Here is a 16471-nt window from a genome sequence, read left to right as displayed (position 1 = left end):
GGAAACTTTTACCCGGTAAGGTTTATTTTTTTGCCCTTTAATACTTGGAGATTCATAAATCTATCATTCTTTATTAGTATTATTATGGTAAAATATAGAATTGTGCAAATATAACGGAAAATAGGGAAACGAATGAAAAAACTATTAGGTCTTGTCGTATTGGCGTTCATTTTATTGGGATCTATCCCCAAACCGCCAGCTGATGCAGGACAAGAACCGCAAATGCAACTGAACCCTCACCCCATTGAAATAGGGTGGTTCTAAAAAATTAGACCTTCTTTAAATGAAGAATGCATGTACTTTTCCCTTTCCTTACTAAACAAGAGGAGGGTTCTTGTCGTTCAGACTCACGAGTTTTCCATGCAACATTCGCGAATGAACAGCTCTTCCACGCATAAGAAATACAGTCTTAGACATGGCGGTAACCAGAGAGTTTCCAGTCGCCGTTTAGTATTCGCATCCGGCTTTTAACCTGCCAAACAAGAGATACCTAAAACTCACGTCGTAGATTTCCTGTTCTTCCGTGGGATTCAACACGGCAGAGGTTTGTAAAATACAATATTAAAACCCGATACTAGATATAAATTTTTTATTTAATGACCGAAGAGTTTCTTCGGTTCTTTTGTAGTTTTCAAAAAATGGTGAAAATTCGGTTAAACACTTCTCTCTATTTACTTTATTTTTCGTTTCATTTACGTTTTTAATTAACCAGGCAGAATAACAATCTCTCTGTATTTTTGTCCCATCTGGGAAGACATGGAACCGTTGAGATAAATTCTTTTTTTGAAACTCATTTAAAATATGGCAATATTGGCTGGCTTTTACCGTCCAGGTATTGATATATTCAATCTCCTTTCCTTGATAAGATAGTTTTGTATTAACGATTCTTAAGAACATACTCGGAGCTTTATATCCAATCCTCTTACCGAATTTCGTTTTCTGGAGACCCTTGTAATTCATCTTTTCGCAAAATACCTTGTTACCCATCTTAAGGATTGTATTAGCTAGTTTATTGTGCATGATTTTCCGAACAGCGGCGATCTTATAGCAGATTTCTTTTAGGTTAAATAATAGTTTCCAATAACGCTTAGAACGTATCCATTTATCTCTGTTCCCTTTTTTTATAGTCCCGTTTTCATGGTACTTATTAGGATTGGTCGCTCTCCTAGATCTATCCATTTTCCTCAGAATTAGTCGTTTTTCTTTCTCCAACATATCTAAGCCTTCACAAAATTCCTCAATGATAACTTCTTTATTGGACACAGCAGCCACGGTTGAGATGCCAATATCTATGCCGACTTCTCCATCACAAGATTCCTGTTTATGTAGAGGAATACCTTTTAGAATTAACTGTAAATAATATTTGATTTTCCCTCTAATAGTCTTACGAACTAAACGGCAATAGGCGATTTCATCATGTAATGCCTTTTGGATGTATGTATCGTTCATTGGAATATGCACTTTCATTTTTAAACCATTCCAATACAATATTCCGTTTTCGTAAGTTAAACCAGCCTGATTATTCTTTCCTTCTACCGAATTGAATTGTCCATACTTTTTGAAATGAACCTTTTTACTTTTATTGAAAAGATAGTCAGAAATAGATTTCCAAACTTGAAGGGCAATTTTCTGTACGACATGCGAATCTAAATGAACTTTTTGTTTATGTTTTGGATTCTTTGGCTTCTTTTGTTTAAAGTGTTTACCCATTGATTTGACGATTCGCTCAGCCCCGGTTTGAGAGATATTAAATTTTTCCCTGATTTTCCTAAGTGCAATTGAACGTTCTTCGGATTTTTCTTCCCTTAGCCAAGATTTATACTCCTCATCGGCTCTCATATAAGAAATGTTTTCTAGCATTTTACCCTTGCAAGCATTGTAGATATGACGAGCAATTTCAAATCTAGTTTCTAATATATGAAGTTGAAATGTCTCTAAGTGCAAATCGAGTTCCGCTATATAGCGTGATTTTTTCTCCTTCGCCATTTCACTAACACCTCGAACGTATGTTCTGTATAATATATTATATAGATAATTATAGGAATATTCAATCAATAAGACTTAAGAAAGCACAAAAAAACAGGCATTCATCACCTCATTAAAATAAGGTGCGTTCTGCCTGTGGAATCGTAAAACAATGAAGTTTGTCCCTGAAAACCTTACCTGAACCTTTTACCCGGTAAGGTTTTTTTGCCCTTTAATACTTAAAGATTCATAAATCTATCATTCTTTATCAATATTATTATGGTAAAATTTAGAATAGGAGAAAAATAAGAGAAAATGGAGAAACAGGAAGGAGTAACGAATGAAAAAACTATTAAGTCTTTTCGTAATAGCGTTTATTTTATTAGGATTTACACCAAATCCATCAGCTGCAGCTGAACAAGAACCCCAAATGCAAATAAAACTAGTAAACTACTTGGCAAACAAAACCAGTATTCCAGTAAAGGTAACGGGAACATACTACCTAAATGGGACAACCACCAAGTTAAGTACCGCGAAAACGTATACCGTAAAAGTAACCACTGTGAAACAAAGCGATGGAAGTACAAAGCCATACATAAGCTTATATGATGGTACAACCAAACTTTCTACGAAAGACAATTTATCAATCAAAACAAGTAACCGAAATGACACGGCAACCTTAGACAGCCATACATACTTAGGAAGTTTTAGTTTCGCGGTCGACGGTGGAAAATATGTTGGTGTGACCAATAGCATTTACATGGAAGATTACATTAAGTGTGTCGTCCCAGCTGAAATGAGTGGCTCATGGAATATTGAGGCTCTTAAAGCACAGGCGGTAGCGGCAAGAACTTATGCCTATTACCGTGTAGGCAAAGTCATCAATGATACAACGAGTTATCAGTATTACGTTGGAACCGCCAAATTGTACCCTAATTCAACTGCCGCGACGCAAGAAACAGCTGGTCAAATTCTTACCTATAATGGAAAAGTAATTGATACCTTATTTTCAGCTTCTGATGGCGGTATGACCGAGAGCAATTACAATGAATTTGGCACGACTCCGCTTCCATACTTTCCGGTTCAGAAAGATACCTATGATACCCTAATCGTGTGGAGCACTACGGTACATAAACAAGAAATCAATACGACTTCATTAGATTTAAAAAATCCTGCAGTCTGGTGGGATCAAACAAATGAAGCAGATCCGACCATATCGACCAATATTAAAGCATGGCTCAGCAAAAATGGTTATGCGAATAAGCAAATTAAGATCGTCAGCGTCCCAATACTGAAGTTTTATGATAATACAACTAGCGGTCGGGTAATACGGGGCGATTTTCAATTTACGTTTTATGTAAAAGACCAAAAGGATGCAACGGGTAAGCTGCAGCTACAAACGAAAACATATACTAGTGCAATCGCTGATACAATCAGAAGTATTATCGGAACAAACGTGATGCCAAGCACGTTACTATCCAAACAATCCGTTACCAGTACTGCAATTACGATTGCAGGTTCAGGTAAAGGTCATGGTGTAGGCATGAGTCAAGAGGGTGCCCACAACCGTGCGAGGGCAGGAATAAAATACAACAGTATCCTAGCATTTTATTATCCTAAAACGGTTTTAACCAAGCCATATTAAGCAACACAAAAGGGCTGTCCAACGATTGGACAGCCCCTTTAATTAGTTAGACAACTTCACAACGATCAAATCACCAGAAATGCGAATACTATCCTTCTTCGGCCACACGGTAAGCTCCTTTTCAATCGAATGAGCGTAATCCAATTGCTTACTAGTCGGCCTATTAAAGGGATAACCCAAAATCCGCATAAAGCCAATGGCTCTATAAGTCGTACCGGCCTTCGTTCCGATATCCCAGGCAAAGAAAGAATGTCCAAGCGTTTCTCCCGGCACAACCACAACGGACTCCGGTTCATGCTTCCCAAGTATCACCAATGAATAATCAGCACGGTCTCCCACACCCAAATTATCCAATTGAACATTAATTCGATTCGCTAACGTAACATCCTCTTCATATTTCACATGCTCCGAGAACAATAAATTAGCGGCTGTATAACTTTGATTGAAGGCCAGAATCAAACAATACGTGACCAGTGCCTTTCGAAGCCAATGATTGTTTAAAGACCAATATACATAATAAAAATTAAAAGCAATCACTAATTCAAGTGCCGGCATCTGTGCCCGAATCGCTTCTCCCTGCCCAATAATGATAGTAAGCAGAAAAGGAGAGAGATACAAAACCAAAAAGACAAAAATCTCTAAATAAATGTACGGAACACGTTTCACTATTTTTTTGATAAAAATAAACAGAACCAAGATGGTGCTAATGATAAAGCCATAATTATAAAAACTAGCATTTTTCGCAAAAAAGACTGTCGAGAGCTGTTTTTGAATCTCCTGAATAACTTCTGATGTGGGTAATTTCCCCCATAAGATTTGTCTCGTTAAGTAGGTGCCGCTAGGAATGTGCATGATCTTGGTGTACGTCATCGCGAGTAACTGCGCTAAGATAAATGAAAGCAAATAAATCAACGAATATTTTAAAATAATCACCAGATAAGTTGAGAAGGATCTTGGTTGCGATTCTTTTTGGTCCCGACAAAGGATGAGAAGAATACTCACAACTGCCCCAGTAATAAAGAAAGAATATAAGGCCTGATAGGTTAAAAAACTCCAGATGTTTAAAACAATCGCGACGACGGGAAAAATGATATAGTTTTTCTGGGTATAATAGTACGTCAACAATAAGGCGAGCACTTGGAATAAGATTCCCAATGCCACTTCAAAATTTTGTAGAGTAAAATTAAATTGTTCGGCAAAAATCGGATGTGTCAAAAAGAGAATCGGTAGGATGAACATTCCCGCACTTTTGGAAACGGGACCTAAGATTCGATGGACCAAGTAACTAAGGAAATAACAAACAATCGTAAACGTAAAAAAGGTTAAGATATTCGCCACAAACGGATTAAATCGGTGGTGAAACAATAGATATTTCGTGAAAACCAAACCTAGCCGATTCACATTTAACCAATTATCCATTTGTTGTGGATAATCATCAAGGATGGCTTCCGTATCAATGGAAAAATCAAAATAAAATAGTTTAATTCCGTAACTGAGAATCATAAAAAAGATGGTAATCACTAAAAGAAACTTTGCTTTTTGGACAAACGCTAGAAATTCATTTTTTTCATTTTTTAAAAAATCTCGCACTTTTAAAACTCCTCAAATTACTCTAAAGTATTTCCAGTTCAATCCTATATAACCATCAATGATTATATAGCCATTTATAATAGAAAAGATACGGTTTTTTTGAAAAAACTATAATTATTTAATTATTAATCTCGTTACAAGTCGAACTCCGTCTATATGAACAGACCCAATAGTTCCTAGTAATTTCCACTATGAGTATAGTAAATAATCAAATAGATTTTGGTACTTTTTTACCATCCTTTGCAGTATAATAGTTTCATTGGAAAAGTGTGAAACCATAGGAAAGGAGTTAGAAATACTAGATTAGAATAGGGAAATCAAAAGGTTCGATAAGTCATTTTGGGAGGTTTCATTGGTGAAAGGGAGAAAGGTATTTAGTGCCATTTTATCGTCCTTATTAATCGTTAGTGCGGCACCACTTGCAAGTGCAAACACAAGTGTTGCGAGCGATAAGGCGGTAACAACAACAAATGTTAAAAAAGGCAGTAATAAAGTATCAGATGTGATTCAGGTACATAATAATGCCGCAAAATCAAAAGTACAATCAGTGGTTAAAACATCTAAAAAACAAGAGTTTTCAAAAGATGAAGTTCTAGTAAAATATAAAACGGTTAATGCCCAAGCGGTTGGAACAGTGGAAAAAGGCGCCGGTATTAAAAAGTCCAAAGACCTTGGCTCAACAGGTTTTAAACTTTATAAAATCACGGATGGCAGCTCAGTCGATCAGACGATTGCTAAATTAAGACAGTCTACAAATGTAGCCTATGTTCAGCCAAACTACAAAGTGACCAAATATGCTGTAACGGATCCCGATTATAGTCTATTATGGGGACTAAAAAATACTGGTCAAAATGTGAATGGCTATGATGGAACAGCGGGAATGGATATTAATGCGGAAGCAGCTTGGGCGAAAACAACTGGTGCAAACGTGGTCGTCGGAGTGGTGGACGAAGGAATCGATTTCAATCACCCTGATCTTAAAAACAATGCTTGGGTGAACCCAGGTGAGATTGCAGGCGACGGCATCGATAATGACCATAATGGATATGTCGATGATATCAACGGTTGGGACTTCTATAATAATGATAATTCTGTTTATGATTCCAATAATGGCGACGAGCATGGTACACATGTGGCGGGAACCATTGGGGCTTCTGCCAATAATGTAGGAGTTATCGGTGTTGCGCCAAATGTTAAGTTAGTGTCATTAAAATTCATGGGACCAGATGGTGGTTATGACACGGATGCCATTGAGGCCATCCAATATGCGGACAAGATGGGCATCAAGATCTTAAATAACTCGTGGGGCAGTGACACCTACGATCAGGCACTTTATGATGCAATCAAAAATTATCATGGCCTATTTGTGGCTGCGGCCGGAAATGATGGAGTGAACACGGATTCCACACCAAGTTATCCAGCGGCCTTTGACCTGCCTAATATTATTTCGGTGGCTTCGATTGATAATACCGGAAACTTATCCTGGTTCTCTAACTACGGGGCGAAATCGGTTGATGTTGCGGCACCTGGTGAGGATATTTATAGTACAGCTCCGTACGCGTTTGCTAACGACTATAACAATGACTATCAATATATGAGTGGAACCTCTATGGCAACACCGCATGTGACAGGAAGTGCAGCCCTTGTTTTGGCGGCTCATCCTAGCTATACAGCGGCTAATATTAAACAAGCTTTAATGGATACTTCGAAAAAGTTATCCTCTCTAACAGGAAAAGTGGTCTCTGGCGGCTTGATTAATGTTGGTTCGGCCGTTTCTTACACTGCGGATAATGATAACGATATTCCTGGAACTGCATGGACAGGTTCAAAGGTATCTAACAGCTTAGACGCAGCAACTGACACAGATGATGTGTACGCCGTAAAACTATCTAAAGGTGAAAAAATAACAGCTAGTCTTTCAGGCGCTGCTGGAACAGATTTTGATTTATATTTATATGACACCAAAGCAACGACGGTAAAATCAAGTGATGGTATATTAAAATCCTCAGAAAAAGGAGGAACATCTAGCGAAAGCGTGACCTTTGTGGCGCCAGCTGCAGGAACCTACTATCTAGATACGTATGCCTACAGCGGCAAAGGTACGTATACTCTATCGGTCACACTTGGAACAACAGCCGGAATTTATGATAACAAGAGTGGATATTTAAACTATGTATCTACTAATCCATGGAGTGTTGTTGCGAATTCTTATGCATCAAGCGGTTCCTACTCCACGATTAATGCATCAAAATCAAGTGTGGAACTAGTCTTCAATGGGACAGGCATCCAGTACAATGCATTGAAAAACAAACAGCAGGGAATGGCAAAGGTGACGTTAGATGGTGCAGCACAGACGGTAGACCTTTATTCAACGGTAAACCAATATAATACTTCGGTCTATGAAAAGACAGGTCTCGCAGCAGGTACCCATACATTAAAGATTGAATGGACGGGACAAAAGAATGCATCAGCATCATCCACTGCCATTAATATCGACTCGATTGTTGTGACCAATAATCAATCTGCGACAGTAGAAGAGAATAACGCAAACATAACCTATAGTGGCACATGGACGTCACAATCCTCGACCAGTTTCTCAGGAGGAGCAGCAAAATATAACTCCGTTAAAGGGAATGCGGCAGAATATAAGTTTACCGGTGAGGGATTAACGGTTTTAGGGAAAACAGCAAGCAATCAAGGCAAAGCGGATATTTATGTTGATGGAGTTTTGGTGAAAACAGCTGATCAATATTCCAGTACAACGAAGTACAAAGTAACACTCTACTCTACAACGAGTTTATCTAAAGGACCTCATGTGGTTAAGATTGTGAATAGAGGAGAAAAATCAACTTCTTCGACAGGAACCACTATTACGCTAGACGCATTTGTCGTTTCGCAGAAATATGGAAGCTATCCAATCCAAGAAAATGCGCTAGGATTGGCTTATAGCGGTACCTGGAGCGCATCATCTTCTACTTATCATTCAGCTAGTGCGGCTAAATATTCAACTGTAGCTAATGCATATGTGGAACATACCTTTACTGGAAGAGGCGTAACCTTATTAAGCTTTACTAGGTCTAATGGCGGAAATGCGGACATCTATTTAGACGGAAAGCTCGTTAAGACGGTAAGTATGTATTCTAGTTCAACCGTATATCAAGTTCCGATGTATAGTATAAGTGGTTTATCATATGGACCACATAAGATTAAGGTTATAAATAAAGGGACGAAACCAACAGGGTCGACTGGAACGGTCGTATCTGTTGATGCTTTTGATGTAAGTGCGTACTAAGTCTTCCTACATCTTGTCAGAGCAAACTTAATTTCCCCTTAATACCTTGTTATTAAACAAAAAAGCTGACTAAAAGTTCGTTGAAGAATTTTAAAGTCAGCTTTTGTTTCGTTTGCGAGGAAGTAGCATCAAGGGGCGGTTCTTTGCTTTCGAAGCATGAGAACCGTCCTAGAAACGAATATATTTTTAATGTAGAAAAGAGGAATTGTCTCAACAATTACTTCTTGTCCGGTTGATGCCTGTTTCATCCCTCGTGTTTTATAATTAAAATTTTTATGTCATAATAACAAATGATCGCATAGTGCCAATTCCTAATTAACTTGAACCTTTTTATCCTACAATTCCACAACGGCATTATGCGTGCGGTTTTGATTAATCTGTAATCTGCAATAAAAATTGCCATAATCACATGCTTTTTATTTTTGTCGAATACTGTCATAAATACACGAATTATTGTATAGTGTTTCTACGACATTTTCTTTAATATATATGATAAAATAATTAGAGCCTTTTTCACTATTATTATGATATTTTATAAAAAATTGAACTTATTTGAGTTATTATAAATAAAAAATAGGTCTTTTGGTGGATTTGGAAATTGATTGTAAATTCGTCTGAGGTCTTTTAATTCTTTGTGTTAAAGTATATTATTATAGTTGTGCTTGATGCTCCATACATTTTATTACAAAAAAGTATCGAATTTTACAATTTATTTACATTAAATAAAGAAGTTTTAAAATGGGTGAATTTTATTATAAGATATTCAAATGAAAAAAAGGGGAAAAAATAGATGGCGAATTTTTTATTTATACGAGGCAACAGAAACAAGAAATTTTTTATAGATGTTGCTAACCAAATAAATAAACTAGGCCATTGCAGTTACCTAATCAAGTTGGAACTAGGTGATTTATTGTTTAAAAGCGGAGATATTAAAACAGTTTTCGCCCCCTTCAAAGTAAATAAAAAAGAATACCCCATCTCAAATGAAGAATTATTAAATATGGAAATTTACAATGTGACATATATCCAAAGAATATTGAAAAAGAGGGTTTCAAAAAAGACATTAACCCTTTATAAAAGATATATGTACTATATTGATAAGTTTATAGTAGAAAACAAAATTGACGTGATTTGTCTATTTAATGGTTATCATTGGATAGATCGTGTCACTTCTTATCTAGCCAAAAAAAGGGGATTAAAAGTCATTTGCTTTGAGGATGGTTTATTCCGACCTGCTACAGTAACATGTGATCCCAAAGGAATTAACGCTGCATCATCGGTAAGACAAGATGCCGACTTTTACGATTCTATCAAAGTTGATTATAATAGGTTAGAAAACTTCTTATTTAAAGCTGAACACCCTTTGCATTTAAAAAGAAAAAAGGAAAACTTGTTAAGAGTAGCTTTTGTGAAAGCTTTATCAATGTTCGGGGGATTTATTGGTTTACATCCAAACTACTACGTCCATATTAATTTACCGCAGGCCATAAGGTACTTCTTATTTAAGATGCAATTTTCAAGGCGGAATAATGATGTAATTGACTTGCCAGATGAATATGTTTTTGTTCCATTTCAGGTTTCAAGAGATACTCAGATCTTCTATAACTCTCCTAACATAGAAACGATGGAAGGGCTTTTAGACTATGTTTATTCAGCCGTTTTAAAGTTTAATAAAGAAAATAATCGTCATCTTAAGGTAATCGTTAAGGAACATCCTGAAGATATGTCAAGGAATAACTACAAAGACCTAAAAGATCGATATAAAAACATCAATGAAGTTATTTTCTTGGAAAAATGCAATGTGAAGGAACTGATCAAAAAATCAGAAGCCGTCATAACCATTAACTCTACTGTGGGCATTGAAGCTTTAACAAAAAATAAAAGAGTGCTTACGTTAGGTGAAGCCCTTTATAATATTGCGGGTGTAGTTCATAAAGTTAATGATCCAAAGAATTTGCATCTAGATTTGCAAAAAGCATTATCTACTCCAATTAATGTGGAAAGAATACAAAAATTTATCTATTACCTAAGGTTCATTTATCAAGTCGAAGGAACCATTAGCATACCAAATGAACAAACCGCCAAAAATTTGGCAGCAAGACTAAATCAATTAATTTAAAACGAGGTGTTCTTAATGAAAGCAATTGGTGTAATCCCAGCCCGATATGGATCTACGAGATTCCCAGGAAAGCCTTTAGCGTTGATTCACGATAAACCAATGATTCAACACGTCTATGAACAAGTAAGTAAAAGTAAGGAACTAGATTTAGTCGTAGTGGCGACTGACCATGAGTTAATTAAAACAGCCGTTGAATCTTTTGGTGGTAAGGCAGTTCTTACACGTACGGACCATGAAACAGGTTCAGACCGTATTGCGGAAGTAGCTTCTAAAATTGATGGAGATTTCTATGTGAATATCCAAGGGGACGAGCCTTTAATCAAGGCGGAATTAATTGATGCCCTTGTACAGGCTGCAAAAGAATCACCTGAATCCGTTGTTACAGCAAAAACAGAGATTCATAGTGAAGAAGATATTGATAATCCTAATGTTGTTAAGGTAGTAACTAATAACTGTGGAAGTGCACTTTATTTTTCACGTTCAGCCATCCCATTTAATCGTGCCAAAAAAGAACACACTTATTTTAAGCACTTAGGGATTTATTTATACCCAAAAGAAATCTTAAAAGATTTTGTTAATCTTCCTCAATCATCTTTAGAGGAAGTTGAAATGTTAGAACAGCTACGTTTATTAGAAAATGGGTTTGATATCAAGGTTGTTGAGACAAATTATGAAGTAGTGGGTGTTGATACACCTGAAGATATTCAAAAAGTTGAAGAAATCCTAGGAGGTTTAAAACAATATGTCTAAAGTAATTACTCTTAATGAAAATATTAAATTTGGTGGTAACAATCCATTTGTATTAATCGCGGGTCCTTGTATGCTCGAAAGTGAACAGCTTGTAATGGAGGCTGCAGAAAAAATTAAAGAAGTTACTACTAAATTGAATGTTCCGTTTGTATTTAAAGGCTCATTCGATAAAGCAAACCGTTCTTCTATTTACTCTCATAGAGGTCCTGGCATTGAAAAGGGTTTAGAACTTCTTGCGAAAGTAAAAGAAACATTTGATTTACCTGTAACTTCTGATATTCATGAAACGTATCAGGCAGAACTTGCTGGTCAAGTATTAGATATTATTCAAATCCCTGCTTTCTTATGCAGACAGACAGATTTATTAGTGGCATCAGGTAAAACAAACAAGATTGTAAATGTGAAAAAAGGACAATTCTTAGCTCCATGGGATATGAAAAATGTTGTAACAAAATTACAAGAAACAGGTAATGAGCAAATTCTTTTAACTGAAAGAGGAACAACATTCGGTTATAACAATCTTGTTGTTGATATGCGTTCCCTCATTACTATGCGTGAATTGGGTGCACCTGTTGTATTTGATGCAACTCATAGTGTTCAGATTCCTGGTGGTAATGGTACAACAACTGGTGGTAAGCGTGAGTTTGTTCCATATTTATCAAGAGCTGCAGCTGCTGTTGGTATCGATTCAATCTTTATGGAAGTACACCCTGATCCAGACAATGCCCTTTCAGATGGACCTAACATGGTTAAATTAGATAACTTAGAAGAAGTATTAAAACCAATCATCGAGATTGACCGCTTAGTTAAACAACTTTAATTATTAAAATAAAAATAAAAATAAAGATAGAATGATTAAAAGGGGAGAAGTACATGTTAGACGTTAAAGTTGATTTTACTGCAAGTGTGATTAGCGTGCTGGAAAAAGAGGCCCAGGGAATCCTTAACTTAAAAAATGTCATTGACGAGTCAATTAATGATGCCCTTAATATGATTCTAGAGTGTAAAGGCAGAGTGGTCATCACAGGTATCGGCAAATCAGGAATTATTGCTAGAAAAATCAACGCAACGATGGCAAGTACTGGTACTCCCTCTTTATTTTTACACCCATCTGAAGGACTTCATGGGGATTTAGGAATGGTGACGAAGGATGATGTAGTCCTTGCAATCTCAAATAGCGGAGAAAGTGAAGAAGTCCTGCATCTAATTCCTTCTATTAAGCGTATTGGCGCCAAGATTATTGCAATTGCAAAGAACCCGGATTCAACATTGGCAAGAAAATCAGATGTTTTTTTATGTATTGGTGATGTTCAAGAAGCGTGTCCGTTAGGTCTGGCTCCTACAACTAGCACTACGGTTACCCTAGCATTAGGAGATGCCTTAGCGGTTGCGCTTTTGGAAGCAAGGGATTTCACGGCAGAAGATTTTGCTGTGTTTCATCCAGCGGGTTCACTAGGCAGAAAGTTATTATTAACTGTTAATAATGTGGTTAAATCGACTAGAAAAAATCCATTGATTTTAGAAGATGCTACTGTTAAAGAAGCTTTGTTTTTAATGACAGCTGTTGGTTTAGGCGCAACAAGTGTCGTAGACGAGCAGGGCCATATGATAGGGATTGTGACGGACGGCGATATTAGAAGAGCATTTGCTCTTGAGCAAGACATCTTATTTAAAAACGTAAGCGATCTTTGCAATTATGCGCCAATTGTTATAAGAGAAGACATGTTAGCAGCGGAAGCATTCCATTTGATGGAAGAAAAGAAAGTGAATGTATTACCTGTCGTGGATGAAAACTATAAACCGATTGGTATGATTCATATTCATGATCTAATGAATCTAGGATTGTAAGGAATCGAAAATGAAAAATATTAAATTAATAGTGTTTGATGTAGATGGTGTTTTAACAGATGGAAAGCTTTATATTGGCTCTGATGGGCATGAGTATAAAGCCTTCCATACCCAGGATGGAATGGGTATCAGCCTTGCCCACTATACAGGTATTAAAACAGCCATTATAACTGGAAGAAAATCAGAAGCGGTAGCAAAGCGTGCAAGTGAACTTAAAATCAACTATGTTTACCAGGGGATTCATCAAAAGCTGGAAGTCCTGGAACAAATCATGGCTGACATGAAGATTAGTTTCGATGAAATCTGCTATGTTGGTGATGACATTAATGACTTGCCTATTCTAAAGGTAGTGGGCTTTGGAGCAGCTCCGAACAATGCAGTCCCATTAGTTAGAGAACAAGTACAATATGTTGCACATTCTAATGGTGGTGAAGGTGCTGTAAGGGAAATTATTGAACATATCTTACAGCAATCCATTGATTACCCGGCATTAATTTCAGACTTTTTGAACGGAAAAATAAGAGTAACGCAATAATAAGGAGTGGATCAGATGATTGAATGCCCAATTTGTGAAAAACACAAGCAACTAGTAAATCCAATTTTTGAAGATGAAGATTGGATCGTCAATCCTGGTCCACTATCTTCACAAGTTCTTGGATACATGTACATTGAGCCAAAAAGGCATGTAGAAAACTGGTCAGAATTGACGGATGAAGAATTGGTGAAGGTTGGACCATTGATCAAACGTCTTGAAGAAGCTTTAAAAAGAGAATTGTCAGTCGACCGAGTGTATGTTGTCACAATTAGTGAAGCTGTTAGACATCTTCACTTCCATATAATTCCTCGTGACGAAGAAGATACAACAAAAGGTTTAGGTTTGATTGAGCAGGCAACACAGCAAAAGGTAAATAGGCAGCCAACTGTCAGTGAGGAAAGATATCTCGCTTTTCTTGAAGCTCTTAAGAAACAATTTAATTAATTAACGAAGGCACTAGGTACTTTTAGGACTAGTGCTTTTAGAATGTCAAAATAATGAATTAGTGGACATATAGTTGAAGAAACTAACGGGACTACTCTTATTTCAATAGGAACATAAGGTGAAGCGATGAAGAAAAGGCTTAAAAAAATAATTAAAAAGGTAGTAGGCAAGAATCAATTTTTGAGAGTGGCTATATTGCATAAGCGGTTAAAGCCAAAATTGGAGACGGAAAAGACGATTGCTTTTTTATTAGGTTTCAGCAAGTGGAAGCACTCCTTCATACAGGACTACTTAAATCAATATGATGTAGTATTTATTGATGATAAAGAAAGTATGTTGTCGATTATCAATAAGGCTGAAAAATACAAAGAAAAAGTTATTATGGTATGGGGCTACAAAGAAAGATCAGGTCTATTGCAGTTTGCAAAAAAGAATAATATTCCTCTTTATCGAATAGAAGACGGATTTATTCGCTCAGTTCAGCTTGGGGCTTCAAAGAGTATCCCGATTTCCTTAGTTATGGATTCACAGGCACTTTATTATGATGCATCACAGCCAAGTGATTTGGAGGATATTTTAAATACGTATGATTTTCAATCTGATAAGGATTTAATAAATCGTGCTGTTAATTGTATCAATATTCTCAAAGAACAAAATATAAGTAAGTACAACAATGTCTCTTCTAAGAATATTGAGGCAGTCTATGGACATAAAGAAAAAAAGAGAATATTAGTTATTGGTCAAGTGGAAGATGATGAATCCATAAAAAGAGGTAGTTCTAGGCCAATTACTAATAATGAACTGGTTATCCTTGCTGCAATGGAGAATCCAGAAGCAGAGATTATTTATAAACCACATCCTGACGTATTATTTGGCAAGCGGGCAATGCAATCAAATCCAGCTGAGGTAGCTCATATTGCTAAAGTGATTACTGAACCACTAGGTCTGACTGATTCCTTCCAAACAATTGATCATGTATATACAATTACATCACTTTCTGGTTTTGAAGCCTTATTAAGAGGGATTTCTGTAACAACGTTCGGTGCGCCTTTTTATTCTGGATGGGGATTAACGGATGATCGTCAAAAGGTTGATCGTCGAAATCAACAATTAACAATTGAAGAGATTTTTGCAGCTGCATACATTCTCTATCCAAAATATATGCATCCAATTACTAGAAGAATGATTACCATTGAAGAGGCTCTTTCGTTTATTGGAATCATGAAGAAGCAAGAAGAGAACAAACAACATGCATACCATGTGAAATCGGAACTTTTACATCCTGAATCAGTCATCAAGAATGAGGTCGGAGGTAAAATTGGGATACTATCAAAAGGAATTCAAGCAATCCCAAATCTGGATTCTTTCTTTCTGTCTGAATTAGAATTTAATCCATATGAGGAGACGGAAAGTTTAACGTATATTGCTGGTTGGGGTATGAAACAAAGTGCAAACAAAGCCATCGCATTAGCAGAAAAATATAATATCCCATATGTAGGATTAGAGGATGGATTTTTACGTTCAGTTGGTTTAGGTGTGGATGGTGCCCCACCACTTTCGATAAGTGTTGATAATGTCGGAATTTATTACGATGCCACACGACCATCAAGACTCGAAAATATCCTTAATGCAAGCGGTTGGGAAAGAGAAGACCTTTTACAAGATGCAAAAAAATCAATGGAATTGATTAGAGTAAATTATTTAAGTAAATATAATCATGCTCCCATAATCGATTCGGCTAAATTTTTGGATGCTGGAAAACAACGAGTGTTAGTGGTCGATCAAACGCTAGGGGATATGTCCATTACACTAGGTTTAGCGGACAAAGAGCGTTTCAAAGAAATGTATGAAGCCGCCGTTAAAGAGAATCCTAATGCTGATATCTTTATTAAGACCCACCCAGATGTGATTTCTGGTAAAAAAGAAGGGAACTTAACTCCTAGGAATGTAGGTAAAAACGCCGTTTTTATTTATGATGATTGTAATCCATTGTCATTAGTAGAACAGTTTGATAAGGTGTATGTTGTTACTTCACAGCTTGGATTTGAGGCTCTCATGTTAGGAAAAGAAGTTCATTGCTTTGGTATGCCATTCTATGCAGGGTGGGGAATAACCTCTGACCGCTTAAAAATTGATAGAAGAAAGAGGGCCCGAAATCTAGAGGAAATTTTTGCAGCAGCCTATCTTCTTTATTGCCGGTATTTAAATCCAACAACGAATCAGCTTGGTACAATATTTGATGTGATTAATTACTTAACGGAAAACAAAAATAACGATTAAAAC

Annotated in this window: 12 protein-coding genes; 10 read left to right on the top strand and 2 right to left on the bottom strand. The window is 36.6% G+C overall.

What is annotated here, in order from left to right; translation table 11 throughout:
• Positions 1 to 132: 132 nt before the first annotated feature.
• Positions 133 to 264 (top strand): cytochrome c family protein, encoded by a 132-nt coding sequence (locus JOC76_RS30445; protein ID WP_275591347.1) that lies wholly within the window; start codon positions 133 to 135, stop codon positions 262 to 264.
• 297 nt (positions 265 to 561) lie between these two features.
• On the opposite strand, the gene JOC76_RS09745 is transcribed toward JOC76_RS30445, so the two are convergent.
• The gene (locus JOC76_RS09745; RefSeq protein WP_205177412.1) at positions 562 to 1986 is read right to left on the bottom strand and encodes a transposase; all 1425 of its coding nucleotides are present in this window, start codon (positions 1984 to 1986) and stop codon (positions 562 to 564) included.
• 319 nt (positions 1987 to 2305) lie between these two features.
• Here JOC76_RS09745 and JOC76_RS09740 point away from each other — a divergent pair, with 319 nt between their 5' ends.
• Positions 2306 to 3610, top strand: coding sequence for a SpoIID/LytB domain-containing protein (locus JOC76_RS09740; RefSeq protein ID WP_205177411.1), 1305 nt, complete (start codon positions 2306 to 2308; stop codon positions 3608 to 3610).
• 42 nt (positions 3611 to 3652) lie between these two features.
• Here JOC76_RS09740 and JOC76_RS09735 read toward each other — a convergent pair whose 3' ends face one another.
• Positions 3653 to 5200 (bottom strand): glucosyltransferase domain-containing protein, encoded by a 1548-nt coding sequence (locus JOC76_RS09735; protein WP_205177410.1) that lies wholly within the window; start codon positions 5198 to 5200, stop codon positions 3653 to 3655.
• A gap of 355 nt (positions 5201 to 5555) precedes the next feature.
• Here JOC76_RS09735 and JOC76_RS09730 point away from each other — a divergent pair, with 355 nt between their 5' ends.
• The 8 genes from JOC76_RS09730 to JOC76_RS09695 all read left to right on the top strand — a co-directional run bounded on the left by JOC76_RS09730 (position 5556) and on the right by JOC76_RS09695 (position 16468).
• Complete coding sequence (locus tag JOC76_RS09730) at positions 5556 to 8492, top strand: S8 family serine peptidase (RefSeq protein WP_205177409.1); 2937 nt, start codon at positions 5556 to 5558, stop codon at positions 8490 to 8492.
• Positions 8493 to 9282: 790 nt separating this feature from the next.
• Positions 9283 to 10611 carry a capsular polysaccharide export protein, LipB/KpsS family gene (locus JOC76_RS09725; protein WP_205177408.1) on the top strand — a complete coding sequence of 443 codons (1329 nt, stop codon included), beginning with the start codon at positions 9283 to 9285 and terminating at the stop codon, positions 10609 to 10611.
• A gap of 15 nt (positions 10612 to 10626) precedes the next feature.
• Positions 10627 to 11361, top strand: a complete 735-nt coding sequence (gene kdsB, locus JOC76_RS09720; RefSeq protein ID WP_205177407.1) for a 3-deoxy-manno-octulosonate cytidylyltransferase — start codon at positions 10627 to 10629, stop codon at positions 11359 to 11361.
• Positions 11354 to 12181, top strand: coding sequence for a 3-deoxy-8-phosphooctulonate synthase (gene kdsA, locus JOC76_RS09715; protein WP_205177406.1), 828 nt, complete (start codon positions 11354 to 11356; stop codon positions 12179 to 12181). The genes kdsB and kdsA overlap by 8 nt, the downstream gene beginning before the upstream one ends.
• A 53-nt stretch (positions 12182 to 12234) precedes the next feature.
• A complete protein-coding gene (locus JOC76_RS09710) occupies positions 12235 to 13209 on the top strand; it encodes a KpsF/GutQ family sugar-phosphate isomerase (protein ID WP_205177405.1) in 975 nt (324 codons plus the stop codon).
• A gap of 10 nt (positions 13210 to 13219) precedes the next feature.
• Positions 13220 to 13744: a KdsC family phosphatase gene (locus JOC76_RS09705; RefSeq protein ID WP_205177404.1), complete on the top strand. Its 525-nt coding sequence runs from the start codon at positions 13220 to 13222 to the stop codon at positions 13742 to 13744.
• A 15-nt stretch (positions 13745 to 13759) separates the two neighbouring features.
• On the top strand, positions 13760 to 14188 hold the full coding sequence (locus JOC76_RS09700; RefSeq protein ID WP_239557652.1) for an HIT family protein: 429 nt from the start codon (positions 13760 to 13762) through the stop codon (positions 14186 to 14188).
• 126 nt (positions 14189 to 14314) lie between these two features.
• Entirely contained in the window at positions 14315 to 16468 is a 2154-nt protein-coding gene (locus JOC76_RS09695; protein ID WP_205177403.1) for a capsular polysaccharide export protein, LipB/KpsS family, read from the top strand.
• Positions 16469 to 16471 lie beyond the last annotated feature (3 nt).

It is taken from the genome of Neobacillus cucumis (assembly GCF_016908975.1).
GTDB lineage: Bacteria > Bacillota > Bacilli > Bacillales > Cytobacillaceae > Neobacillus > Neobacillus cucumis.
Note: the sequence above shows the minus strand (reverse complement) of the source record. Positions and strands in the feature narration are given on the sequence as shown.

Bases quoted from the DNA above. Each gene is read 5' to 3' on its own strand.
- JOC76_RS30445 (WP_275591347.1), top strand. From the start codon at position 133: ATGAAAAAACTATTAGGTCTTGTCGTATTGGCGTTCATTTTATTGGGA.
- JOC76_RS09745 (WP_205177412.1), bottom strand. From the start codon at position 1,986: ATGGCGAAGGAGAAAAAATCACGCTATATAGCGGAACTCGATTTGCAC.
- JOC76_RS09740 (WP_205177411.1), top strand. From the start codon at position 2,306: ATGAAAAAACTATTAAGTCTTTTCGTAATAGCGTTTATTTTATTAGGA.
- JOC76_RS09725 (WP_205177408.1), top strand. From the start codon at position 9,283: ATGGCGAATTTTTTATTTATACGAGGCAACAGAAACAAGAAATTTTTT.
- kdsB (WP_205177407.1), top strand. From the start codon at position 10,627: ATGAAAGCAATTGGTGTAATCCCAGCCCGATATGGATCTACGAGATTC.
- kdsA (WP_205177406.1), top strand. From the start codon at position 11,354: ATGTCTAAAGTAATTACTCTTAATGAAAATATTAAATTTGGTGGTAAC.
- JOC76_RS09710 (WP_205177405.1), top strand. From the start codon at position 12,235: ATGTTAGACGTTAAAGTTGATTTTACTGCAAGTGTGATTAGCGTGCTG.
- JOC76_RS09705 (WP_205177404.1), top strand. From the start codon at position 13,220: ATGAAAAATATTAAATTAATAGTGTTTGATGTAGATGGTGTTTTAACA.
- JOC76_RS09700 (WP_239557652.1), top strand. From the start codon at position 13,760: ATGATTGAATGCCCAATTTGTGAAAAACACAAGCAACTAGTAAATCCA.
- JOC76_RS09695 (WP_205177403.1), top strand. From the start codon at position 14,315: ATGAAGAAAAGGCTTAAAAAAATAATTAAAAAGGTAGTAGGCAAGAAT.